This is a genomic window from Pseudomonas sp. TAA207, assembly GCF_001529285.1.
Taxonomy (GTDB): Bacteria; Pseudomonadota; Gammaproteobacteria; order Pseudomonadales; family Pseudomonadaceae; genus Aquipseudomonas; species Aquipseudomonas weihenstephanensis.
Map to the genome: position 1 here is coordinate 17,138 of NZ_LLWJ01000046.1, position 25,115 is coordinate 42,252.

A 25,115-nucleotide genomic window follows, 5' to 3' on the forward strand; every position below is an offset into this window, starting at 1 on the left:
CGGTTAAGCAGGCGGACTAAATACGCAGGTTCAACGCCAGCTTCGCCGCCGGACGGGGTTGAGAGGTTGTTGACGTGCACGTGTAGTCGCTGCCGAAGGCTGCGTTCGATTGCGTAGCGATCGCAAAACCGGAGGGCACGGTTAAGCAGGCGGACTAAATACGCAGGTTCAACGCCAGCTTCGCCGCCGGACGGGGTTGAGAGGTTGTTGACGTGCACGTGTAGTCGCTGCCGAAGGCTGCGTCCGATTGCGTAGCGATCGCAAAACCGGAGGGCACGATTTAGCAGGTGGGCTGAATATGCGGGTTCAACGACGGCTTCGCCGCCGGACGCAGCCTGCGCCGGCGGCTACGGGGTGGCGGGGATGCGTAGCAAGACACAGCGTTACACCCGTTCGAAAATCACGGCAATCCCCTGGCCGCCTCCGATGCACAGGGTGGCGAGCGCGTAACGGCCTTGAATGCGCTGCAACTCGTGTAGGGCTTTGGTCGCAATAATCGCGCCGGTTGCACCCACCGGATGGCCCAAGGCTATCCCCGAGCCGTTGGGGTTGACCTTGGCCGGGTCCATGTCCAGTTCCTGCATCACGGCGCACGCTTGCGCTGCGAAGGCGATGTTGGTTTCGATCACGTCCATGTCGCCGATGTGCAGCCCGGCACGCTGGAGTGCAAGACGGGTGGCAGGGATTGGCCCCAGTCCCATCAATTCAGGCTCGACGCCTGCATGGGCATAAGCCACTAATCGAGCCATCGGTTTCAGGTTGCCCGCCAGCACGGCGTCAGCACTGGCCAGTACCAGCGCGGCAGCGCCATCGTTCAGCCCTGATGCGTTGCCTGCGGTCACGGTGCCGTCTTTTTTGAACGCAGGTTTCATGCCCGCCAGTTGTTCAAGGGACGTTGCACGCGGGTGTTCATCGGTGCTGAACAACGCAGTGCCTTTACGTGTCTGAACCTCGACCGGGGTTATTTGCCGCTCAAAGTAGCCGTGTGCGATCGCGTGGGCGGCACGCTGCTGGTCGGTAAGGGCCAGCCTGTCCTGTGTCTCGCGGCTGATGCTATTGCGCTCGGCGATGTTCTCGGCGGTGATGCCCATGTGAATGCCATGAAAAGGGTCGTGCAGCACACCGAGCAGGTAGTCCTGCACCTGTGCATGGCCCATGCGCGCGCCCCAGCGGGCCGACGGCAGCATATAGGGGCCACGGCTCATGGACTCGACACCCGCGCCAATGGCGAAGTCGGCATCACCGAGCATCAGGGTGTGGGCCGCCGAGATAATGGCTTGCAAACCCGAGCCGCACAGGCGGTTAACGTTGTAGGCCGGGGTGTGCAGGGGAATGCCGGCGTTGATGGCCGCGACCCGGCCCACATAGGCATCCTGCGGTTCAGTGGGGATCACATTGCCCATCACCACATGCCCGATGCGCTCAGGCTCGACCTGGCTGTTGAGCAACGCCGCCTTGACCGCAGTGGTGGCCAGGTCACACATGGGCACGTCTTTGAGTGCGCCGCCAAAGGTGCCAATGGCGGTGCGCTGGGCACTGAGGATGAAAATGTCAGGGGTAGGCATCACGCGTCCTTGTGGTCGTCTGGTTGGCCGTTGTGCAGTATTCCACAGCGGGCACGCTGGCAGAGTAGTCCGTTTGAGGGTCAATTGGATCAGTGGTAGTGCCAGTGGGTGGTTGTCTGAGTCCGGGTGGCTAAGCTGTTTCGGTGCTGAGAAGTGTTATCCCCTTCGTGTTTTCATTCCCCCATGCAAAGGATAGGCATGCTATGACAAACGTTGCCCGAAACGCGCTGATTGGCGCATGGAAGCTGGTCAGTTTTGTAGAACGTGATACTCACACCGGTATAGAGACTTACCCGATGGGCACACAACCGGAGGGCATCATCATGTACACGCCCGATGGCTATATGTCTGCACAGTTCTGTCCGCCCGGACGACGTGAACTGGCCGGCAATGATCCGTTCACCGCCAGTGAGCGTGAATATAAAAACGCCGCACAAACCTATTTTGCCTACAGCGGGCCGTTCTATCTGGATGAGTCTCGCGGGTTGCTGGAACACGAAATGTTTGTCAGTTTCTTCCCTAATTGGCGCGGGCAACGTCAGGTCCGTACCTGTCGTATCGAGGGCGACATGCTCTACCTGTCCCCTGAAGCCCCGGTCAGGTTCAACGGCTCGATGAAAATCGCCAATCTGGCGTGGCAGCGCGTCCCGCCAAACCTCTAACACCGCAGGCAAGCGAGCGCCTCTCACGCCAACAGCAAGGTTTTGAACTCGGCCAAGGGCACGGGTCGACTGTGCAGATAACCTTGGTACACATGGCAGTCCAGGCTTTGTAAAAATTGCAGTTGCTGCATCTGCTCGACGCCTTCTGCCACCACGTTGAGTTTCAGGCTGCGGGCCATCGCCACAATGGCGCGGATGATTTCCGCGTCATTGGGGTCGTTGATGGCATCGCGCACGAACGTCTGATCGATTTTCAGCGTGTCGACGGGCAAGCGCTTGAGGTGGGTCAATGAGGAGTAGCCAGTGCCAAAGTCATCCATCGCGAAACTGACACCCAAGGCCGTCAGTTGGTGCATTTTGGCGATGGTGTCTTCCAGGTTTTGAATCACGATGCCTTCGGTGATTTCCAGTTTGAGCATGGAGCTGGGCAGGTGGTGAGCCAGCAGGCTGCGCTGCACGCGTTCAACGAAGTTGCTTTGGCGAAATTGCCGTGGGCTGATGTTGACGCACAGGCTGAAATCGCGTGAATCAATCAAGCCTTCACTGAGCAGCGTGCCAAACGCGCGGCAGGCTTCATCCAGAATCCAGGTGCCGACTTCGAGGATCAGTCCGCTGTCTTCCAGAATCTTGATGAACTCGGCGGGCGACTGAGGCCCCAGCAGCGGGTGTTGCCAGCGCACCAAGGCTTCGGCACCGACGATACGGTTTTGGCGGGCGTCGATCTGAGGCTGGAAGTGCAAGCTGAATTCGTTGCGCGCCAGCGCGGTACGCAAGTCACTTTCCATGCGCATGCGTTCACTGGCGGCGGCCTGCATGTCGTGATGAAACAGTTGCGTGGTGTTACGCCCCGAGTCTTTGGCGCGGTACAGCGCGATGTCGGCGCGCTTGAGCAAGTCCGCCGGGTTTGAGCCGTGGTCGGGCATCAGGGCAATGCCAATGCTGGGCGTGACTTGCAGGCGTTGACCGTCGAGAAACATCGGCTCGGCGAGCAACTCGCGCAAGGTGTCGGCGGTGGCGCGCACGTGCTGGGTGACGTCATCGAGCGAGCCTTGAAGGCCGGTGAGCAACACCACGAATTCGTCGCCGCCCAGTCGCGCGACGGTGTCTTCGATGCGCACGCTGGCTTCCAGGCGTGCCGTGATGATTTTCAGCACCGTATCGCCCACCGGATGGCCCAGCGAATCGTTGATGTGCTTGAAGTGGTCAAGGTCCAGAAACAGCAAGGCGCCGCGCAAGTGTTGCCGGGTGAGCAAGGCACTTTGCTGGCTCAAGCGGTCCATGAGCAAGGCGCGGTTGGGCAAGTTGGTCAGCGGGTCGTGGTAGGCCAGGTGGCGGACTTGCGCCTGGGCGGTTTTAAGCTGGCTGATGTCGCGGGCCGTGAGCAGCAGGCACGCAGTGCCATTGAGGGTAATGGGCTCAATCGAGACCTCAACGTTAAGCAGGTCGCCGCGCCGCGAGCGTCCCAGCACTTCGCGGTTGCTGATACGGCCCTTGGCCTTCAGCTCATCCAGCAACCCCTGACGCTTGGAGCTGTCGCCCCAAATCCCCAGCTCGTAGGGGCTGCGGCCCATCACCTCGGCGCTGGTGTAGCCCGTGAGGCGGGTGAAGCCGTCGTTGATCTCCAAATAACAGCCGGTGGCGTAATCGCTGATGGTGATTGCGTCCGGGCTTGAGTGAAATGCCTTGGCGAATTTCTCTTCACTGGATTTCAAGGCGGCTTCGGCGCGCTGTTGCTGGGTGATGTCGCGCAAGGTGATGACGATGCAGGGCTGGCCGTCCACTTCAATCGGACGGCTGGACAACACGCAGGTCAGCGGTTCTGCGCTCTTGTGGAGCAAGGTCAGTGTGGCGTTGTTTTGGATCGGGGCGCGAAGCGTACTCAGCAGTTGCTGTAAATGCGGTTGGTCGTGAGCCGGCTCGCACTGCAAATCCACCATGTGCCAGCCGAAGGTTTGACTGAAACTGGTGTTGATTTCGATCACTTGCCCGCTCTGCGTCTGGATCACGCAGATCGGGTCAGGGCTGGTCTGAAACACGCTGGCAAACTTTTCTTCAGAGGCGCTCAGGCGTTGCTCGCGCTCCACTTGTTCAGTGATGTCGAGCAGGGTGCCGGCCATGCGCAATGGCTGGTCGTCTGGCCCGCGATAGAGGCGGGCGCGGCTCTCCAGGTAACGCGAAGTGCCGTTTTCGAGCTGTACGCGGTAGGTCAGTTGGTAATTGCCGGCAGGGCCTTCGCGCAGGGAGCGGTAGGCATTGCGCATGTTATGGCGCTCCTCGTGCGGCACGCCTTCAAAAAACGCATCGAATGATTCATTGAACGCCACGGCGTCCAGGCCGTGTAACTGCGCTGCACGGGCCGAGCCGTAGAGGCGGCCGCTGGGAATATGCCAATCCCAGGTGCCCAGTTGGGCAGAGTCCAGTGCCAGGTCCAGGCGTTCCTGGCTGTCTTTGAGGGCCTGCTCGTTTTTTTTACGCTCGCTGGTGTCCAGAAAGGTGCTGACCAGATAGGCCTCGCCTTCCAGCTCGACGCGTTGGGCACTGAGAATGCCGTCGTGCAACTGGCCATGACGGTCGCGCAGTTGCACTTCCATATCGACCGGCGCGTGCTTGCTGCGTATCGCCTCGATGAAGGCTTCGCGCTGTTGTGGGTCCGGCCACAGCCCTAACTCCACCGTTGTGCGACCAATCGCGTGTTTGACCGGCCAGCCCAGCAAGCTTTCAAAGCAGTGGTTGGCTTCACTGATCAAGCCGTCTTCGATGCGTACCAGCAGCACCATGTTGGGCGACAGATGAAACAGCGTGGCGAAGCGTTTTTCTGAACTGTTGAGGGCTTGCTGGCGTTGGCGCTGTTGAGTGACTTCGCGGATGACGCCCATCATGCGCGGTTGTTCATCCGGGCGGGAGACCACACTGCCGCGTATTTCCAGCCAGTGCAGGCTGCCATCGGCCCAGCGGATGCGATGATGCAGGCTTTGCTCCAGAGGCGCGCCCTTGCACACCGCCTCGAAGGCGCGCTGGGCTTTGGGCCAGTCGTCAAATGGCAGTTCAGACAATTGCTCAAGGTTGCCAGGCAACGGGTGATGCGGGTCAAGCCCAAATAACGCTTGCGAGCCGTGGGACCAGCGAATGTCGCCGCTGTCCATGTCCCAGCACCACGCGCCCAGTTGCGCAGCGTTCAAGGCCGCCAGCAATTGGGGGCCTTCATGCCAGTGTTGTTCCACGCCGGGCATGTCTCTGTCTGTCAAACCACCAAGAAATGGCACAGGGTCAGCGGGGTTTGGCATTGACGGCAATCCTTGAACTGAAAAACTTTAGGGCTGGTTGTCGGGTTGCGCAGTGTGCCGCGTGTCCACCTGACCATCCAGCAGTGTCATGAAGGCATGTGCGGCATTCGACAAAGTTCGTTCTGTATGAACGATATAGCCTAGCTGGCGTGTCAGTTGTATGCCCGGCAAGGTGATGGATGCCACTTGTTCATCGAGCATGGTGCGCGGCAATACGCTCCAGGCCAGGCCAATGGACACCATCATTTTGATGGTTTCAAGGTAGTTGGTGCTCATGGCGATATTGGGTGTCAGCCCTTGGGCTTCAAACAAACGCTGCACGATGTGGTGTGTAAACGTGTTGCCGCCGGGGAAAACTGCCGGGTGATGGGCGATGTCCGCCAGGCTGATCGGGCCTTTATGGGTCAGCGAGTGTTCGGGCGCGACGACGAAATCCAGCGGGTCATCCCACACCGGTACAGCGCGGATCAAGGAGTGCGGCTCGGGCGCCAAGGTGATGACTGCCAGTTCGGCTCGCCCGTGCAGGATTTCTTCGTAGGCCACTTCTGAATCGAGAAACTGAATATCCAGCGCGACCTTGGGGTAGGTGCGGGTAAATTCGCGCAGTAACGGCGGCAAACGATGCAGGCCAATATGGTGGCTGGTGGCCAGGGTCAGGCGACCGCTGACTTCTCCATTGAGGTTGTTGAGGGCGCGACGGGTGTCGTCCAGCACGTTGAGAATCTGATAAGCACGCGGCAGTAAGGCGCGGCCTGCCTCGGTCAAGCTCACCTCGCGGCCCAGGCGGTCAAACAGCCTGAGCTTGAGCTGTTGCTCAATGCTGGCGATGCGTTTGCTGATTGCAGGCTGGGTCAAAAACAGCCGTTCGGCGGCGCCCGAGAAGCTGCCGGTTTCAGCAATCGCAATAAAAGCATTGAGATTGGCGAGGTCCATGTTTCGAATTCCTTTTGGTTATCCAAACTATGAAAATTATGAATTTGAGTTATTAACTGTAACGCCCTAGCATCGACCTCACAAGCCAAGTGGTTATTGGCACAGAAAGTAGCTGATGAGGAACCGTGTGATGGCCGGCAAAACGCTCTACGACAAGCTCTGGGATTCGCATTTGGTCAAGCAGCGCGACGATGGTTCGGCGCTGATCTATATCGACCGTCACATCATCCATGAAGTGACTTCGCCGCAAGCCTTTGAAGGGCTGCGTCTGGCAGGGCGCAAGCCTTGGCGCATCGATGCCAACATCGCGACCCCGGATCACAACGTACCGACCACGCCAGAGCGCAAAGGCGGGATCGAAGCGATTGCTGACCAGGTTTCACGTTTGCAAGTGCAAACCCTTGATGACAACTGTGACGAATACGGCATCACCGAATTCAAGATGAATGACGTGCGTCAGGGCATCGTGCACGTTATCGGCCCCGAGCAAGGCGCCACATTGCCAGGCATGACCGTGGTCTGCGGCGACTCGCACACCTCGACTCACGGCGCCTTTGGTGCATTGGCCCACGGCATCGGGACCTCCGAAGTCGAACACGTGCTGGCCACCCAGTGCCTTGTTGCAAAAAAAATGAAGAACATGCAGGTGTTGGTAGAAGGCCAGTTGCCATTTGGCGTCACCGCCAAGGACATTGTCCTCGCGGTGATCGGCAAAATCGGCACGGCCGGTGGCAATGGTCATGCGATTGAGTTTGCGGGCAGCGCAATTCGCGACTTGTCGGTAGAAGGGCGCATGACCATCTGCAACATGTCCATCGAAGCAGGCGCGCGCGTCGGTCTGGTGGCTGCGGATCAGAAGACCGTTGACTACGTAAAGGGCCGTCCGTTTGCACCGCAAGGCGCCGAGTGGGCATTGGCGGTAGAAGCATGGAAAGACCTGGTCTCGGATGCAGATGCACGCTTTGACAGCGTCATCGAGTTGGATGCGACGCAGATCAAGCCACAAGTGAGCTGGGGCACGTCCCCGGAAATGGTCTTGGCGGTGGATCAGAACGTGCCGGACCCCGCGCAGGAAGCTGACTTGGTCAAGCGTGGCTCAATTGAGCGTGCCTTGAAGTACATGGGCTTGAGCGCCAATCAGGCGATCACCGACATCCAGTTGGACCGCGTGTTTATTGGCTCATGCACCAACTCGCGCATCGAAGATTTGCGTGCGGCCGCGGTGATTGCCAAAGGTCGTAAAGTGGCTTCGACCATCAAGCAGGCGATTGTGGTTCCGGGCTCCGGTTTGGTGAAGGCTCAGGCCGAGGCCGAAGGGCTGGACAAAATCTTCCTTGAAGCCGGTTTTGAATGGCGTGAGCCGGGTTGCTCGATGTGTTTGGCCATGAACCCGGACCGTCTGGAGTCGGGTGAGCATTGTGCATCCACTTCCAACCGCAACTTCGAAGGCCGTCAGGGCGCCGGGGGACGCACCCACTTGGTCAGCCCGGCGATGGCCGCCGCCGCCGCTGTCAACGGTCGTTTCATCGACGTCCGCGAATTGATTTAAGGAGCGCAGCATGAAAGCTTTTACCCAGCACACCGGTCTTGTTGCCCCTTTGGATCGAGCCAACGTTGACACCGACCAGATCATTCCCAAGCAGTTCTTGAAGTCCATCAAGCGCACCGGTTTTGGTCCTAACCTGTTCGACGAATGGCGTTATCTGGACGTGGGGCAGCCGTATCAGGACAACTCCAAGCGCCCATTGAATAAAGACTTCGTGCTCAACGCCGAGCGTTATCAAGGGGCAAGCGTGTTGCTGGCCCGCGAGAACTTCGGGTGTGGCTCCAGTCGTGAGCACGCGCCGTGGGCGCTGGAAGAATATGGCTTTCGCAGCATCATCGCGCCGAGTTATGCCGACATCTTCTTCAATAACAGCTTTAAAAACGGTTTGTTGCCGATCATCTTGAGTGACGTCGAGGTCGACGAGCTGTTTGCGCAAGTTGAGGCGACGCCGGGTTATCAGCTCAATATCGACCTGCAAGCCCAAACTGTGACCCGCCCGGATGGCAAGGTCTTGAGCTTCGAGATTGATGCGTTTCGCAAACACTGCTTGCTCAACGGCCTGGATGACATCGGTTTGACCTTGCAGGACGATGACGCGATTGCGGCGTTCGAAAGCAAGCACCGAGCCAGTCAGCCGTGGTTGTTTCGTGACGCCTAACCTCTGCAGGTGCTGGCGCAGGCTGTGATGTTTTTAAACGTTCAACACATTGCAGTCCACGCCAGCCCTAACGATGAGCCCGTGACCTAAAGGACATCAGCATGACCAACGCCCAGCACAGTCAGGTTGTACAAAAACAGTTCGGTGAACAGGCGGCGGCCTATCTGAGCAGCGCCGTGCATGCGCAAGGGGCCGAGTTCGGGCTGCTGCAAGCTGAGTTGGCAGGCAAGTCCGGGGTGCGCGTGCTGGACCTGGGGTGTGGCGCGGGGCATGTCAGTTTTCACGTCGCGGCACTGGTGAAAGACGTCGTGGCCTACGACCTGTCGCAGCAAATGCTCGATGTGGTGCAGGCGGCGGCTTCAGAGCGTGGCCTTAACAACATCAGCACCGTGTGTGGTGCTGCCGAACGCTTGCCCTTTGCCGACGGTGAATTCGATTACGTGTTCAGCCGCTATTCGGCGCATCACTGGAGTGATCTGGGCCAGGCCTTGCGCGAAGTGCGACGGGTGCTCAAACCGGGCGGGGTAGCGGCCTTTATTGACGTGGTCTCGCCGGGCAGCCCGTTGTTCGACACCTACTTGCAGAGTGTCGAGGTGCTGCGCGACACCAGCCATGTGCGTGATTACTCGGCAGGCGAATGGCTGCGTCAGGCCAGCGAAGCCGGTTTACACACCCGCAGTACGCTGCGTCAGCGTTTGCGTTTAGAGTTCGGGTCCTGGATTGCACGTATGCGCACCCCGGTCGCCATGAGCGTGGCGATACGGGCGTTGCAGCAGTCGATGGGCAGTGAAGTGCGCGAATATTTTGAAATTGAAGCCGATGGGTCGTTCAGCACTGACGTGCTGGTGCTGTGGGCTGAGAAGTAACCCTACCTATTTCAAGGTGCGCCTGCGGGGGCACCAACAGACAAAAAAGAGGAACCCATGAGCAAGCAGATTCTGATTCTCCCAGGTGACGGTATTGGCCCAGAAATCATGGCTCAGGCGGTCAAGGTGCTGGAGGTAGCCAACGACAAGTTCCAGCTCGACTTTGAACTGACCCATGACCTGATCGGCGGCGCCGCTATCGACAAACATGGCGTGCCGCTGGCGGATGAAACTTTGGCGCGTGCGCGTGTGGCTGACGCCGTGTTGCTCGGCGCGGTGGGTGGGCCTAAATGGGACACCATCGAACGTGACATCCGTCCTGAACGCGGCTTGTTGAAGATCCGCGCTCAATTGGGCCTGTTCGGCAACCTGCGTCCGGCGATCCTTTATCCGCAGTTGGCTGATGCTTCCAGCCTCAAGCCCGAGATCGTTGCGGGTCTGGATATTCTGATCGTCCGTGAGTTGACCGGCGGCATCTACTTCGGCGCACCACGTGGCACCCGTGAGCTGGAAAACGGCGAGCGTCAGGCGTATGACACGCTGCCGTACAGCGAAAGCGAAATCCGCCGTATCGCCCGCGTCGGTTTTGACATGGCGCGTGTGCGCGGTAAAAAACTGTGTTCGGTCGACAAGGCCAACGTGCTGGCCTCCAGCCAGTTGTGGCGTGAAATCGTCGAACAGGTGGCCAAAGACTACCCGGACGTTGAACTGAGCCACATGTACGTTGACAATGCCGCGATGCAGTTGGTGCGCGCGCCCAAGCAATTTGACGTGATCGTGACCGACAACCTGTTCGGCGACATCCTGTCTGATGAAGCGTCTATGTTGACCGGTTCCATCGGCATGCTGCCATCGGCTTCGCTGGACGCCAACAACAAAGGCATGTACGAGCCGTGCCATGGCTCGGCGCCGGACATCGCGGGGCAGGGCATTGCCAACCCGCTGGCGACCATTTTGTCGGTCTCGATGATGCTGCGTTACAGCTTCAATCAGCACACGGCAGCAGACGCCATCGAGCAGGCGGTGAGCCGGGTTTTGGATCAGGGCTTGCGCACCGGTGACATCTGGTCGACGGGTTGCACCCGGGTCGGTACACAGGAAATGGGCGATGCAGTAGTCGCCGCGCTACAGAATCTGTAATCTCTCGGGCCCGTTACTTCCTGTTGGTGGAAGTAACGACCCCACTTTTTGTTAAAGGTGTAGTTGCGATGAAACGTGTAGGTCTGGTCGGTTGGCGCGGTATGGTCGGTTCCGTGCTCATGCAGCGGATGCTGGAAGAGCAGGATTTCGATCTTATTGAGCCGGTGTTTTTCACCACTTCCAATGTCGGTGGACAAGGTCCGTCCGTGGGCAAAGATATTGCCCCGCTGAAGGATGCTTACAACATTGAAGAGTTGAAAACCCTCGATGTGATCCTGACCTGCCAGGGCGGCGACTACACCACTGAGGTGTTCCCCAAGCTGCGTGAGGCAGGCTGGCAAGGTTACTGGATCGACGCAGCGTCGAGCCTGCGCATGCAGGATGACGCGGTGATTATTCTGGATCCGGTCAACCGCAAGGTGATCGACCAGCAGTTGGATGCGGGCACTAAAAACTACGTGGGCGGTAACTGCACCGTCAGCTTGATGCTGATGGGCCTGGGCGGCCTGTTTGAAGCCGGTCTGGTTGAATGGATGAGCGCCATGACCTACCAGGCAGCCTCCGGTGCCGGTGCGCAGAACATGCGTGAGCTGATCAAGCAAATGGGCGCAACCCACGCCGCAGTGGCAGATGAACTGGCTAACCCGGCCAGCGCCATTTTGGACATCGACCGCAAGGTTGCAGCCGCCATGCGCAGCGATGCGTACCCGACCGAGAACTTTGGTGTGCCACTGGCTGGCAGCTTGATCCCCTGGATCGACAAAGAGCTGCCTAATGGCCAGAGCCGTGAAGAGTGGAAAGCGCAAGCTGAAACCAACAAGATTTTGGGTCGCTTCAAAAACCCGATTCCTGTCGATGGCATTTGCGTGCGCATCGGCGCCATGCGCTGCCACAGCCAGGCGTTGACCATCAAGCTGAACAAAGATGTGCCGATTGCCGACATTGAAGGCTTGATCAGCCAGCACAACCCTTGGGTCAAGCTGGTGCCCAATCAACGCGAAATCAGCATGCAGGAACTGAGCCCGACTAAAGTCACGGGCACCCTGAATGTACCGGTGGGGCGTTTGCGCAAGCTGAACATGGGCTCGCAATTCCTTGGTGCTTTCACGGTCGGTGACCAACTGCTGTGGGGCGCAGCTGAACCGTTGCGTCGCATGCTGCGGATCTTGCTGGAGCGTTAATTCGCGCTGCTCGCTGTCAAGCCCGCGTCTCGCAAGAGTCGCGGGCTTTTTAGTGGGCGTAAAGTTTATGTAACCATTGAGCGGCGTACCGTGCGTTGCCTACCGGGGTTGTGCCCGGTAAAGTGCCGCTCCCAATGTTTCGCCTGAGGTAGCTACATGAACCAGTCCTTTGATATCGCCGTCGTTGGCGCCACCGGCACTGTCGGCGAAACCCTTGTTCAAATTCTCGAAGAACGTGATTTTCCGATTACAGCATTGCATTTGCTGGCCAGTATCGAATCGGCCGGAAGCTCGGTGCCTTACCGCGGTAAAAACGTGCGAGTGCGTGAAGTCGACGCGTTTGATTTCAGTACCGTGCAGTTGGTGTTTTTTGCAGCCGGTCCCGCCGTGACGCTCAGTTATGCGGCCAAGGCCAGAGCCGCGGGTTGCACCATCATCGACTTGTCCGGTGCATTGCCCGCCGTGCAGGCGCCGCAGGTCGTGCCCGAAGCCAACTCGCACGTTCTCAAGGGGTTGGCCAAGCCGGTGCAAGTCAGCAGCCCAAGTGCCTCGGCCACCGCATTGGCGGTGGTATTGGCGCCTTTGCGCGGCGTGCTCGATATTCAGCGGGTGAACGTGACAGCGTGCCTGGCTGTTTCGGCCCAAGGTCGCGAAGCGGTATCAGAACTGGCGCGTCAAACGGCAGAATTGCTCAATCTACGGCCGCTGGAGTCGACGTTTTTTGACCGTCAAATGGCCTTCAACTTGCTGGCTCAAGTCGGCAAGCCCGACGCTCAGGGCCATGTGCCGCTAGAAAAACGCCTGGTCAGTGAGTTGCGTGAAGTGCTCGGCCTGCCTGCCCTCAAAGTGGCGGTGACGTGCGTTCAAGCGCCGGTGTTTTTTGGCGACAGCTTTAGTGTCTCGGTGCAACTGGCCGGGCCGGTAGACCTGGATGCCGTTAATGCATTGCTTGAAGCGGCCGATAGTATCGAGTTGGTCGAGGCGGGCGACTATCCTACTGCGGTGGGTGATGCAGTGGGCCAGGATGTAGTGTATGTAGGTCGTGTTCGCCACGGCGTGGACGATACTTCTGAACTTAATCTGTGGTTAACGTCAGATAACGTACGTAAAGGCGCTGCATTGAACGCCGTGCAAGTGGCCGAGTTGTTGATAAAAGCCCCACTGTAAAAGATACTTGGCGTCAATTTGCAGAATGATTCTAGCCAGACGGCCAATCGTTGCAGTTCAGCTGCTGTCAGGGCTCGTAAAGCGTAATGGGGTGATTGTCGGGCGCCTGAGCAGTGCGGGCATCGTCTTAAGGCAGCAGCTACACAGATCTCGCAGGACGAGTTCTGTACCAATAAGGAAGAGGCTATGGTTCAAGTTCGCAAATTAGTGTTAGCAATAGCCGCCGCTTCGGCGCTGTCATCCGGTATGGCACAGGCGCTTGGGCTCGGGGAACTGACGCTGAAGTCGACTCAGAACCAGCCACTGCTTGCCGAAATAGAATTGCTGGATATCAAGGATTTAACAGCGGCAGAGGTGGTGCCAAGCCTGGCGCCGCCTGAAGAGTTCACCAAGGCAGGCGTTCAGCGTCCCGCATTCCTCAATGACCTGCGCTTTACCTCCGTGATCAACCCTGAGGGCAAAAGCGTACTGCGCGTGACGTCCACCCAGCCGTTGTCCGAACCCTTCGTCAAGTTTCTGGTGCAAGTGATGTGGCCCAACGGCCGTTTGCTGCGCGACTACAGCGTCTTGCTTGATCCGGCCAAGTTCTCGCCACAGACCGCAGCTGCCGCTTCGGCGTCTGCAAAGCCCGCAGCGGCTGGTGCGTCAACGCAATACACCACCTCGGCGCGTGACACCTTATGGGAAATCGCTGCCAAGTCGCGTAACGGCGGCTCCGTCCAGCAAACCATGCTGGCGATTCAAGCGCTCAACCCTGACGCCTTCATCAATGGCAACATCAACCGCTTGAAAACCGGCCAAGTGTTGCGTTTGCCCGATGCGGCGCAAAGTACTCAGTTGCCCCACGCCAAGGCAATGGCGCAGGTGGCCGCGCAGAATGCTGACTGGCGCAACGGTCGCCGTACTGCTCCGCAAGCGCAGCAAGTCGATGCGACGGGGCGTAAAGCAGCACCGCTCGCGCCTGCAAAGGCCGCTGCTGGCGATAACCTGAGCCTGGTCTCTGCGCAAGCGGCTAAAGCAGCGGGTAAAGGCGCTGCCGGCGACGCACAGAATCTGAGCGATAAACTGGCGACGACTCAAGAGGGTCTGGATGCCAGTCGTCGTGAAAATGCCGAGCTTAAAAGCCGCATGCAGGACTTGCAAAGCCAGCTGGACAAGCTGCAACGCCTGATCGAATTGAAAAACGACCAGTTGGCCAAGCTGCAAGCGGGCAATGCGCCGGGCACTGAGGCCGTGGCGGCTGCGCCTGCGCAGTTGGTCGCTCAGGCGCCTGATTCGCCAGAAGCCGATATCGAACCGGCCACCGAAGGCACGCCAGCCACAGCCGTCCCCCCTGCACCGGTTGAGGAGGATGCAAGCACCGAGGAGCGCAGCATCCAGGACCTGCTGAGCAGCCCGCTGTTGCTGGGTTTGATTGGCGGTGGCGCGGTCTTGCTGTTGTTAATGCTTATGTTGCTGCTGGCGCGTCGCCGTAAAGCGCAGCAAGCGGCTGAAAAACATCTGCGCATGGCTCGTGCTCTTGAAGAAGAGTCAGAGTTTGCAGCGGACCTGGAAATGCCCGAAAGCAGCTTCGAAGGGCTTGAGGTTGCGCCACCCAGCGTCAAACTCGAACCTGCACCTGCACCTGCACCTGCACCTGCACCTGCACCTGCACCTGCACCTGCACCGGTCGTTGAGTCTGTGGCGCCGGTGGTTGCTGCTGCGGCCGTGGCTGCGGCAGCAGTCGCCGCCGCTGCGACCCAAGCCAAACCGGACACCGATGTATTGGTTGAAGCTGAGCATTTGATCACCCGCCGCCAATTCCAAGAAGCTGAAGAACTGCTCAAGTCCGCGCTTGAACAAGCGCCGCAACGCAGTGATTTACGCCTCAAGCTGATGCAGGTGCATGGCGAGTTGGGCGAGCGTGATGCGTTTATCGCGCAAGAGCGCCAATTGGTTGCCAATGGCAAGAACCACGCTGAAGTTGAGCAGCTCAAAAGCCGTTATCCGGCCATGGTCGCGGTAGCGGCTGGCGGTATTGCCTCGGCAGCCGTTGCCGCTGAACTTGAGGCGCAGTTTGTCAAAGACATGCTGGAGGATGAGCCGGTTAGCGAACCCAAGGTCGAGCCTGCGCCAGAAGCACCGTTGGCTGCTGATGAGTTCGAACATGATTTCGACTTGAGCCTGGATGATCTCGAAACAGCTTCGCCTGCGGACCTGGCACCGGAGTCGAGCCTGGAGGCCACACCCGTTGCGGTTGATGACGCGCTGAGTTTTGAAGCTGTGATGGCGCAGCAAGCCGAGGCTCAAGCGTCAAGCGAAGACCTGTCGGGCTTTGATTTGGACGTGTCGGCCGATGAGCAGGTCGCACCAACACTGGCCGACGATGACCTTTTGGGGCTGGAGGACGAACTTAAAGGCTTGTCTGACGTTGAATCGCCCTTGTTCGATGTCGAGGGTCTCGATGATCTGGAGATGCCTGCCGACTTTGACCTGTCGCTGGCCGATGAAGACGTTCCGGCTGCTCCCGACAGTTTTTCTGTCGAACTGGACGAAGTGAATGCCGAGCTGGAGCGCTTGTCACAAAGTCTTGAGCATCCACCGCTTGCCGACCCGCTGGTCAATAAAGCCAAATTCGAGGCAGATGATGCCGTAGAGCAAGGTGAAGAGCCTGAATTCGACTTCCTCTCCGGTGCCGATGAGGCCGCTACCAAGCTCGATCTGGCGCAAGCCTATGTCGATATGGGTGATGTAGACGGGGCACGGGATATTCTGAGCGAGGTATTGGAGGAAGGCACTGAAGTTCAACGCAATGAAGCCAAGGAAATACTGGCTAACCTTCGTTGAAATGAAAGCCCGCAACACATGACGGCAGCCTTGAGGGCTGCCGTTGTTGTTTGGGGGCAATGATCGCGGCACTCACAATCGTCGTTGGGCTGCATTTGTTTCATGGCGTCTTGGCGGGTGCGCCTTATAATGCCCGCCTTTGCGTTCATGAGCAGGCTGTAAGTCCTTGGCAAATTTAGATAACGCCGCCGCTGAAATGGCGGCTGAAGGTTTTTCCCGCATCGCGTTGGGGGTGGAGTACAAAGGCTCGCGTTACAGCGGCTGGCAGCGTCAGGCCAATGGTGTGCTGACGGTGCAGGAAACCCTGGAAAACGCACTGTCCAAAGTCGCCGCATCCCCCGTGTCATTGTTGTGCGCAGGCCGCACCGATGCAGGTGTACATGCGTGCGGGCAGGTGGTGCATTTTGATACTCAGGCTGAGCGCTCGCTGAAAGCCTGGGTCATGGGGGCCAATATCAATTTGCCCCATGACATCAGTGTGAGCTGGGCTCAGGTCATGCCTGCGCATTTTCATGCGCGGTTCAAGGCGGTTGCCCGGCGTTATCGCTATGTCATCTACAACGATCAAATACGCCCGGCGCACTTGAACCAGGAAGTGACCTGGAATCATCGTCCGCTGGATGTCGAGCGTATGGCGCAGGCTGCTCAATATTTGCTGGGCGTGCATGACTTCAGCGCTTTCCGGGCGGGTCAATGCCAGGCCAAATCACCGATCAAGCACATGCATCACCTGCGAGTGACCCGGCACGGGCAGATGATTGTGCTGGATATTCGTGCCAGTGCTTTTTTGCATCACATGGTGCGCAACATCGCCGGGGTGCTGATGACCATTGGCTGTGGTGAGCGCCCGGTCGAGTGGATAAAGGAGGTGCTGGAAAGTCGTGAGCGTCGTTCAGGCGGTGTGACGGCGCATCCTTACGGCCTGTATCTGGTCCAGGTTGAATACCACGATGAGTTCGCACTGCCTCAACGTTACATTGGTCCGCATTTCCTGACCGGTTTTAGCGAACTGGACGGCTGACGCCTGCAAAACCATTTGTTACCATCCGGCACTTTCGCGCACAAAGCCCTGGGGGTGAACTCGATATGTCAGTCGTTCGAAGCAAGATCTGCGGTATTACCCGCATAGACGATGCGCTGGCAGCCGTTGCCGCCGGGGCTGACGCGATAGGTTTTGTGTTTTATGCCAAAAGCCCGCGTGCTGTCAGTGTCACGCAGGCACGGGCGATCATTGCGGCCTTGCCGCCGTTCGTGACGACCGTCGGCTTGTTCGTCAATGCGAGCGCGTGCGAACTGAACGAAACCCTGGATGCAGTACCGCTGGATTTACTGCAATTTCACGGTGACGAAACCCCTGAGCAATGCGAGGGCTTCCATCGGCCTTACATCAAGGCGCTGCGGGTGAAAGCGGGTGATGACATCGCGCAGGCGTGCCGGGTTTATCAAAGTGCCAGCGGTATTTTGCTGGATGCATACGTCGAAGGTGTGCCGGGGGGAACCGGTGAGGTCTTTGACTGGTCTTTGATACCTCAAGGGCTGAGCAAACCGATTATTCTGGCGGGCGGCCTGATGCCAGGCAATGTGGCTCAAGCCATTGCCCAGGTGCGCCCGTATGCCGTGGATGTCAGCGGCGGCGTAGAAATCAGTAAAGGCATCAAGGATCACGACAAGATTCGTGCCTTCATGCAGGCTGTTCGCGCAACAGCCTGATGCGCGATGTGACGGCTGGCTGTCTGCCACCGTCCATCATTACCGCTGCTGTAAAGCAGACGGGCCCGGTGGTTCGACGGGCAGAAATTAAAGTGGCAGCCGCTCTGTAGTGTGTTGTCGGGAAGGCTGAGGGTTGCAAGGTCGATGCTGGTTTGCCGAGTGCTGACCGCAGGGGTTTGCAACCATCGCCACACACCTAATGAATTAGCTCAAGGGCATACACGGGGCCTGAACCCAGCGTTCGGGTCGCCGGTACTGGAGAAAAAAAGCATGAGCAACTGGTTGGTAGACAAGCTGATTCCTTCGATCATGCGTTCCGAGGTCAAAAAGAGTTCGGTACCTGAAGGCCTGTGGCACAAATGCCCGTCCTGCGATGCAGTGCTTTATCGCCCAGAGCTGGAAAAAACCCTGGACGTTTGCCCTAAATGCAATCACCACATGCGCATTGGCGCACGTGCGCGCATTGATATCTTCCTGGATGCCGAAGGCCGTACTGAGCTGGGTGCTGACCTGGAGCCGGTTGACCGCCTGAAATTTCGCGACAGCAAAAAGTACAAGGACCGCTTGGTCGGCGCGCAGAAACAAACGGGCGAGAAAGACGCACTGATTTCCATGAGCGGCACGCTGTTGGGCATGCCGGTTGTGGTCTCGGCGTTCGAGTTTTCGTTTATGGGCGGCTCGATGGGCGCCATTGTGGGCGAGCGTTTTGTCCGTGCGGTCAACTACGCACTGGAAAACCGTTGCCCGATGATTTGCTTCGCCGCCTCCGGCGGTGCGCGCATGCAAGAAGCGTTGATCTCCCTGATGCAAATGGCCAAGACCTCGGCGGTATTGGCGCGTCTGCGCGAAGAAGGCATTCCGTTTATCTCGGTGCTCACTGACCCGGTTTACGGGGGTGTTTCGGCCAGTCTGGCGATGTTGGGTGATGTGATTGTTGCCGAGCCTAAAGCGCTGATCGGTTTTGCCGGTCCGCGTGTGATTGAGCAAACCGTGCGTGAAAAGTTGCCAGAAGGCTTCCAGCGCAGCGAGTTCCTGCTGGAGCACGGCGCAATTGACCTGATCGTTTCGCGTCAAGAACTGCGCCCACGCCTGGGCAACTTGCTCGCACAAATGATGGGCCTGCCAACGCCTGTGTTCGTGGCACCGCCTGTTGAAACCATCGTTGTACCTCCGGCTCCAGCTAATCTATGACCCAGCGCACCCTTGGCGAGTGGCTCGCCTATCTTGAACAGTTGCATCCATCGGCCATCGACATGGGCCTGGAGCGCTCGCGAGAGGTAGCGAACCGCATGGGGCTACTCAAGCCTGCGCCTCGGGTGGTAACGGTGACCGGCACCAACGGCAAAGGCTCGACCTGTGCGTTTGTGGCCTCATTGCTCCGGGCGCAAGGGCTTAACGTCGGGGTTTACAGTTCCCCACACCTGTTGCGCTACAACGAGCGCGTGCAAATCTGCGGCGTTGAAGCGTCAGATGAGCTGCTGTGCGAGGCCTTTGCGGCCGTTGAGGCAGGCCGTGGCGAGATTTCCCTGACCTACTTTGAGGTGGGCACGCTGGCCGCTTTGTGGCTGTTTGAGCGTGCCGCGCTTGATGCCGTGGTGCTGGAAGTCGGGCTAGGCGGGCGACTGGATACCGTCAATCTGGTGGATGCTGATCTGGCGCTGGTCACCAGTATTGGTGTCGACCATGTCGAATACCTGGGCAACACCCGCGAATCCGTGGCGTTTGAAAAGGCCGGCATATTTCGGCCGGGCAAGCCCGCGCTGTGTGGTGACCCCAATCCCCCGCACACATTACTGGACAAAGCCAATGAGCTGGGTTGCCCGCTGTTTGTGCGCGGTCGTGACTTCGACCTGGCCACAACCGATCAGGTCTGGCATTGGCGCGGTCTGAACGGGCAGGGCGGGGTTGTCGAGTTGCGTGATCTGCCGCTTCTGGATTTGCCGATGGAAAACGCAGCGCTGGCCGTGCAAGCCTACGCGCTGATGGATTTGCCCTGGCAGCCGGAGCGTATTGTTCAGGCACTCAAAGCCACGCGTGTGACCGGGCGGCTTGATTGTCGCCAGTTTAATTGGCACGGTAAAACCTTGAATGTGCTGCTGGATGTGGGTCACAACCCCCATGCAGCGCACTATTTGGTGCAACGTCTGGCTCAGCGTCCCATCGCCGGCAAGCGCTTCGCGGTGTTTGGTTTGCTGGCCGACAAGGACCTGGATGGCGTAGTGTCGCAATTCACCGCGCCGATCGAGCATTGGGCGGTTGCACCGCTTGATACAAGTCGCACGCGGCCAGTGACGCACGTCCAGGCCGCGTTACAGCGTCACGGTGCATCCGTAACCGCCCATGACAGCGTCATTGCTGCGTTGCAAGCTCAATGCGAACGGGCATCCCCGGCCGATGAAATTCTGTTGTTCGGTTCTTTCTATTGTGTCGCCGAAGCCCTTGAGTGGCTGGAGCGGCATGCGACGCAGGAGGCAGCACATGGCTTTGCTGGATAAGGCATACAAGCAACGCATGGTGGGCGCGCTGGTGCTGGTGGCATTGGCGGTGATCTTTTTGCCGATGCTGTTTTCGCGTCAGGACGAGCAGCGCCAGATTCAGGTCGATGCGCCAACCGCGCCTCAAGTGCCGGTGCTGCCGCAGGTTCAGGTCGAACCGGTCGCTGTGCCACAGCCGCAAGTGATTGCCCAAGAGCCGATGCCTGTCGAGGAGGTGGTTGCAACCCAGCCAGCTCCGACGCCTGCCCCGGTGGCTGCGGCAGTCGCAAAACCGCCGGCCCCGGCGCCAAAAGCGCCTGCGGTCACGCCGGCCCAGACGGTGGCTCAGGCCCCCGCCAAGCTGGACACCACGCAAAAACGCATCGATGCCAATGGCTTGCCTATCAGTTGGTCGGTGCAATTGGTCAGCCTGTCCAATCGGGCGAGCGCTGATAACCTGCAAAAAACCCTTCGCAATCAAGGTTATAACGCTTACGTTCGCACGTCAGGTGGAATGAACCGGGTGTTTGTGGGGCCGCTGCTTGAGCGTGCAGAAGCCGATCGCTTGCGTGATTTGCTGGGTAAACAGCAAAACCTCAAAGGTTTTGTGGTTCGCTTCCAGCCGGAACGTGGCTAAGCGTGAAAAAAGGTTTCATCGGATCGCGAATGCACCGCTAAATCGCCTTACCTGAGCGGCGGCGCTCTGCTAAAATGCGCCGCCTTATCTGTCCGTAGGCTGCACTGTGCCATTTACTTGGGTTGACTGGGCAATCGTTGCAACGATTGCCATTTCCGCACTGATCAGTTTGAAGCGCGGCTTCGTTAAAGAGGCGTTGTCGCTGTGCACCTGGATCATTGCCGGGGTCGTCGCCTGGATGTTCGGAGGTTCGCTGTCGGAATATCTCAGCGGATACATCGAAACACCTTCCGCCCGCGTCATCGTCGGGTGCACCATCATGTTTGTCGCCACCTTGCTGGTCGGCGCAATGATCAATTTTCTTATCGGCGAACTGATTCGCGTCACCGGGTTGTCCGGGACCGACCGGTTCCTTGGCATGGCCTTCGGCGCAGCGCGTGGCGCGTTGCTGGTGGTCGTGGCAGTCGGGTTGTTAAGCCTGGGGCCGGTACAGCAGGACTCGTGGTGGCAAGAGTCACGGCTCTTGCCACAATTTCTATTGGTTGCCGACTGGTCAAAAAATCTCATTTTGGGATTGAGCAGTCAGTGGCTCGCCAGCGGTATCAGCGTACCCGCTGATATTCCGTTCAAGGAGCATCTCTTGCCGGCTATCCAGCCCAAGTGAGTGATGTTCAGTTCAGATCCATAAAGTAGGGGTTGCGTCGCATGTGTGGCATCGTCGGTATCGTCGGTAAGTCGAACGTCAATCAGGCGCTGTATGACGCGCTAACCGTCCTCCAGCACCGCGGCCAGGATGCTGCCGGTATTGTAACCAGCCATAACGGCCGGTTATTTCTGCGCAAGGACAACGGGCTGGTACGTGACGTGTTTCATCAGCGTCACATGCAGCGTCTGGTCGGCAACGTGGGCATTGGTCACGTGCGCTATCCAACCGCAGGCAGCTCGACTTCAGCTGAAGCTCAACCGTTTTATGTCAACTCGCCTTACGGCATCACCCTGGCGCATAACGGTAACCTGACCAACGTTGAGCAACTGGCCAAGGAGATCTACGAATCTGACTTGCGCCACGTCAACACCAACTCCGATTCGGAAGTGCTGCTCAACGTGTTTGCACACGAACTGGCCCAGCGCGGCAAGTTGCAGCCCACCGAAGAAGACGTCTTCGCGGCAGTCACCGACGTGCACAATCGCTGCCGCGGTGGTTATGCCGTGGTTGCGATGATCACCGGTTATGGCATCGTCGGTTTCCGTGACCCTAACGGCATCCGTCCTATCGTGTTCGGTCAGCGTCACACCGACGAAGGCGTCGAGTACATGATCGCCTCCGAAAGCGTGTCCCTGGACGTGCTCGGCTTTACCCTGATCCGCGACCTCGCGCCGGGCGAAGCGGTGTACATCACCGAAGATGGCAAATTGCATACCCGTCAGTGCGCGGCTAACCCGCAACTTACGCCGTGTATCTTTGAACACGTGTACCTGGCGCGCCCGGACTCGATCATCGACGGCGTGTCGGTGTACAAGGCCCGCCTGCGCATGGGTGAGAAGCTGGCCGAGAAAATCCTGCGTGAACGCCCAGAGCACGACATCGACGTGGTCATCCCGATTCCAGACACCAGCCGTACCGCTGCACTGGAGCTGGCGAACCATTTGGGCGTCAAGTTCCGCGAAGGCTTTGTCAAAAACCGTTACATCGGCCGTACCTTCATCATGCCGGGCCAGGCTGCACGCAAAAAATCCGTGCGCCAGAAACTCAACGCCATCGAGCTGGAATTTCGTGGCAAGAACGTGATGCTGGTCGACGATTCGATCGTGCGTGGCACCACCTGCAAGCAGATCATCCAGATGGCGCGCGAAGCGGGTGCCAAGAACGTTTACTTCTGCTCGGCGGCGCCGGCGGTGCGTTACCCCAACGTGTACGGCATTGACATGCCAAGCGCCCACGAGTTGATTGCACACAATCGCAGCACCCAGGACGTTGCCGACCTGATCGGCGCAGACTGGCTGATTTATCAAGACTTGCCAGACCTGATCGACGCGGTCGGCGGCGGCAAAATCAAGATCGAGAAGTTCGATTGTGCGGTGTTTGACGGCAAGTACGTGACCGGCGACATCGATGACAACTACCTGGAGCGTATCGAGCGTGCACGCAACGATGCCTCCAAGGTGATAGCGCAAGGTGTGGGCGCCACCATCGGCATCTACAACAACTAAGGCTTCACCGAACCGGCCCTGATGGGCCGGTTTGCATTTGTGCGATACGCAGTCGTCAATACACAGCAGTCATTACAGCAAGGAGTGGTCAGTATGAGTCAGGATTGGGATGCCGGTCGGCTGGATAGCGACCTTGAGGGCGTAGCGTTCGACACCTTGGCGGTGCGTGCGGGTCAGCACCGCACACCTGAGGGCGAACACGGTGACGCCATGTTCCTGACCTCCAGCTACGTGTTCCGTACGGCTGCTGATGCGGCTGCACGGTTCTCGGGCGAGGCAGCAGGCAACGTTTACTCGCGTTACACCAACCCGACGGTGCGCGCCTTTGAAGAGCGCCTTGCTGCACTCGAAGGTGGCGAGCAAGCAGTGGCCACGGCCACGGGCATGGCCGCTATTTTGTCGGTAGTGATGAGCCTGTGCAGCGCCGGTGACCACATTCTGGTCTCGCGCAGCGTCTTTGGTTCGACCATCAGTCTGTTCGAAAAGTATTTCAAGCGCTTTGGTGTGCAGGTCGACTATGTGCCGCTGGCCGAGTTGTCGGGCTGGGACGCGGCCATCAAACCCAATACCAAATTGCTGTTCGTAGAATCGCCTTCCAACCCGCTGGCCGAGCTGGTCGACATTGCGGCCCTGGCCGAAGTGGCCCATGCCAAAGGCGCGATGCTGGTAGTAGATAACTGTTTCTGCACGCCGGCACTGCAACAGCCGCTCAAGCTGGGCGCCGACATCGTGGTGCATTCAGCGACCAAATTCATCGACGGCCAAGGTCGTTGCATGGGCGGTGTGGTGGCAGGGCGCAGCGAGCAGATGAAGGAAGTAGTGGGTTTTTTACGCACGGCCGGGCCGACCTTGAGCCCCTTCAATGCGTGGATTTTCCTCAAGGGTCTGGAAACCCTCAACTTGCGTATGCGTGCTCATTGCGCCAGCGCGTTGGCACTGGCTGAAAGGCTTGAGCAGCAAGACGGCATCGAAAAAGTGCATTACGCGGGCCTCAAGAGTCACCCGCAACACGCACTGGCTCAGCGTCAGCAGCGTGGTTTTGGTGCCGTGGTCAGTTTTGAAGTCAAAGGTGGCAAAGAGGGCGCCTGGCGCTTTATCGACGCCACACGCCTGATTTCGATCACCGCCAACCTGGGCGACAGCAAAACCACCATTACCCACCCGGCCACCACCTCCCATGGTCGCCTGGCGCCGCAGGAGCGTGAAGCAGCGGGTATTCGTGACAGCTTGATCCGCATTGCAGTTGGCCTGGAAGACGTCGCCGACCTGCAAGCCGATCTGGCGCGAGGTCTCGCCGCACTGTGACCGACATGATTCTAGAAGCGCACGCGGCCGGTAACGGGCGTGTAGCGCTGGTGACCGGCGCGGCGCGCGGTATTGGCCTGGGCATTGCCGCGTGGCTGGTGAGTGAAGGCTGGCAAGTGGTGCTGACTGACATTGACCGTGTGCGCGGCTCCAAAGTGGCCAAGGTGCTGGGCGAAAATGCCTGGTTTGTGGCGATGGATGTGGCGCTTGAGTCGGACGTTATCCAGTGCGTGGCTCAAGTGCTTGGGCAGTTTGGCCGTCTGGATGCGCTGGTGAGCAATGCTGCCATTGCCGATCCCCACAACATGACCCTCGAAAGTCTCGACCTTGAGCACTGGAACCGGGTGTTGGCGGTCAACCTGACCGGGCCGATGCTGTTGGCCAAGCATTGTGCGCCTTACTTGCGTGCGCACTGCGGCGCCATCGTCAACCTGGCTTCAACCCGCGCCCGCCAATCCGAGCCTGATACCGAGGCTTACGTGGCGAGTAAAGGCGGGCTGCTGGCGTTGACGCACGCATTGGCCATCAGCCTTGGGCCGGAGATCCGGGTCAATGCGGTCAGCCCCGGCTGGATTGATGCTCGCGACCCCTCGGTGCGTCGTGCGCAGCCGCTCACCGACGCCGACCACACCCAACATCCGACAGGGCGTGTCGGCACTGTTGAAGATGTGGCGTCGATGGTGGCGTGGTTGTTGTCGCGCAATGCCGGTTTTGTGACGGGGCAGGAATTTGTGGTTGACGGCGGCATGAGCAAGAAAATGGTCTACGAAGCGTAGGGCGTAGCTGTCGTGGGTAATAGTCGAGGTTTATCGGTTTTAGCTTTTTTTAAAAAAAGTTCAATCTTGTCCTTGACTTAGCTTCGATAGATGCGTAAATTTCGCGGCCTCAACGAAGCAAAGGGTGATTAGCTCAGCTGGGAGAGCATCTGCCTTACAAGCAGAGGGTCGGCG

At 58.7% G+C, this 25,115-nt stretch carries 20 protein-coding genes; 17 read left to right on the forward strand and 3 right to left on the reverse strand.

All coding sequences use genetic code 11. From position 1 onward, the window contains the following. Nucleotides 1-383 precede the first annotated feature (383 nt). Nucleotides 384-1,565: an acetyl-CoA C-acyltransferase family protein gene (locus AP059_RS01910; protein WP_059761626.1), complete on the reverse strand. Its 1,182-nt coding sequence runs from the start codon at nucleotides 1,563-1,565 to the stop codon at nucleotides 384-386. 203 nt (nucleotides 1,566-1,768) lie between these two features. Between AP059_RS01910 and AP059_RS01915 the strand changes: the two genes are divergently transcribed. Then, the gene (locus AP059_RS01915) at nucleotides 1,769-2,227 is read left to right on the forward strand and encodes a lipocalin-like domain-containing protein (protein WP_059761627.1); all 459 of its coding nucleotides are present in this window, start codon (nucleotides 1,769-1,771) and stop codon (nucleotides 2,225-2,227) included. A 23-nt stretch (nucleotides 2,228-2,250) separates the two neighbouring features. Here AP059_RS01915 and AP059_RS01920 read toward each other — a convergent pair whose 3' ends face one another. Next, the gene (locus AP059_RS01920) at nucleotides 2,251-5,511 is read right to left on the reverse strand and encodes an EAL domain-containing protein (RefSeq protein WP_059761628.1); all 3,261 of its coding nucleotides are present in this window, start codon (nucleotides 5,509-5,511) and stop codon (nucleotides 2,251-2,253) included. 27 nt (nucleotides 5,512-5,538) lie between these two features. Then, nucleotides 5,539-6,444, reverse strand: coding sequence for a LysR family transcriptional regulator (locus AP059_RS01925; protein ID WP_059761629.1), 906 nt, complete (start codon nucleotides 6,442-6,444; stop codon nucleotides 5,539-5,541). A gap of 130 nt (nucleotides 6,445-6,574) precedes the next feature. On the opposite strand from AP059_RS01925, the gene leuC reads away from it, so the two are divergent. The 16 genes from leuC (at nucleotide 6,575) to AP059_RS02005 (ending at nucleotide 24,941) form a co-directional block, all read left to right on the forward strand. After that, nucleotides 6,575-7,993 (forward strand): 3-isopropylmalate dehydratase large subunit, encoded by a 1,419-nt coding sequence (gene leuC, locus AP059_RS01930; protein ID WP_048399452.1) that lies wholly within the window; start codon nucleotides 6,575-6,577, stop codon nucleotides 7,991-7,993. A gap of 10 nt (nucleotides 7,994-8,003) precedes the next feature. Continuing rightward, nucleotides 8,004-8,648, forward strand: a complete 645-nt coding sequence (gene leuD, locus AP059_RS01935; protein ID WP_059761630.1) for a 3-isopropylmalate dehydratase small subunit — start codon at nucleotides 8,004-8,006, stop codon at nucleotides 8,646-8,648. Nucleotides 8,649-8,749: 101 nt separating this feature from the next. Next, nucleotides 8,750-9,514, forward strand: coding sequence for a class I SAM-dependent methyltransferase (locus AP059_RS01940; protein ID WP_059761631.1), 765 nt, complete (start codon nucleotides 8,750-8,752; stop codon nucleotides 9,512-9,514). Nucleotides 9,515-9,571: 57 nt separating this feature from the next. Then, nucleotides 9,572-10,654, forward strand: a complete 1,083-nt coding sequence (gene leuB, locus AP059_RS01945; RefSeq protein ID WP_059761632.1) for a 3-isopropylmalate dehydrogenase — start codon at nucleotides 9,572-9,574, stop codon at nucleotides 10,652-10,654. Nucleotides 10,655-10,722: 68 nt separating this feature from the next. Beyond that, nucleotides 10,723-11,835: an aspartate-semialdehyde dehydrogenase gene (gene asd, locus AP059_RS01950; protein WP_048365417.1), complete on the forward strand. Its 1,113-nt coding sequence runs from the start codon at nucleotides 10,723-10,725 to the stop codon at nucleotides 11,833-11,835. Between the two features lie 156 nt (nucleotides 11,836-11,991). After that, nucleotides 11,992-13,002, forward strand: a complete 1,011-nt coding sequence (locus AP059_RS01955; RefSeq protein WP_059761633.1) for an aspartate-semialdehyde dehydrogenase — start codon at nucleotides 11,992-11,994, stop codon at nucleotides 13,000-13,002. A gap of 186 nt (nucleotides 13,003-13,188) precedes the next feature. Beyond that, nucleotides 13,189-15,828: a FimV/HubP family polar landmark protein gene (locus AP059_RS01960; protein WP_059761634.1), complete on the forward strand. Its 2,640-nt coding sequence runs from the start codon at nucleotides 13,189-13,191 to the stop codon at nucleotides 15,826-15,828. A 196-nt stretch (nucleotides 15,829-16,024) separates the two neighbouring features. Continuing rightward, nucleotides 16,025-16,849: a tRNA pseudouridine(38-40) synthase TruA gene (gene truA / locus AP059_RS01965; RefSeq protein ID WP_059761641.1), complete on the forward strand. Its 825-nt coding sequence runs from the start codon at nucleotides 16,025-16,027 to the stop codon at nucleotides 16,847-16,849. A 65-nt stretch (nucleotides 16,850-16,914) separates the two neighbouring features. Further along, entirely contained in the window at nucleotides 16,915-17,538 is a 624-nt protein-coding gene (locus AP059_RS01970) for a phosphoribosylanthranilate isomerase (protein WP_059761635.1), read from the forward strand. A gap of 270 nt (nucleotides 17,539-17,808) precedes the next feature. Continuing rightward, on the forward strand, nucleotides 17,809-18,729 hold the full coding sequence (gene accD / locus AP059_RS01975; RefSeq protein ID WP_059761636.1) for an acetyl-CoA carboxylase, carboxyltransferase subunit beta: 921 nt from the start codon (nucleotides 17,809-17,811) through the stop codon (nucleotides 18,727-18,729). Then, a complete protein-coding gene (gene folC, locus AP059_RS01980; protein ID WP_059761637.1) occupies nucleotides 18,726-20,033 on the forward strand; it encodes a bifunctional tetrahydrofolate synthase/dihydrofolate synthase in 1,308 nt (435 codons plus the stop codon). The genes accD and folC overlap by 4 nt, the downstream gene beginning before the upstream one ends. Then, a complete protein-coding gene (locus AP059_RS01985) occupies nucleotides 20,017-20,649 on the forward strand; it encodes an SPOR domain-containing protein (protein ID WP_059761638.1) in 633 nt (210 codons plus the stop codon). Before folC ends, AP059_RS01985 begins: the two co-directional genes overlap by 17 nt. Before the next feature lie 106 nt (nucleotides 20,650-20,755). Further along, nucleotides 20,756-21,313, forward strand: coding sequence for a CvpA family protein (locus AP059_RS01990; RefSeq protein ID WP_048365424.1), 558 nt, complete (start codon nucleotides 20,756-20,758; stop codon nucleotides 21,311-21,313). A gap of 41 nt (nucleotides 21,314-21,354) precedes the next feature. Further along, entirely contained in the window at nucleotides 21,355-22,860 is a 1,506-nt protein-coding gene (gene purF / locus AP059_RS01995; protein WP_048365425.1) for an amidophosphoribosyltransferase, read from the forward strand. Between the two features lie 93 nt (nucleotides 22,861-22,953). After that, on the forward strand, nucleotides 22,954-24,165 hold the full coding sequence (locus AP059_RS02000; protein ID WP_059761639.1) for an O-succinylhomoserine sulfhydrylase: 1,212 nt from the start codon (nucleotides 22,954-22,956) through the stop codon (nucleotides 24,163-24,165). A 5-nt stretch (nucleotides 24,166-24,170) separates the two neighbouring features. Continuing rightward, nucleotides 24,171-24,941, forward strand: coding sequence for an SDR family oxidoreductase (locus AP059_RS02005; RefSeq protein WP_177332341.1), 771 nt, complete (start codon nucleotides 24,171-24,173; stop codon nucleotides 24,939-24,941). Nucleotides 24,942-25,115 lie beyond the last annotated feature (174 nt).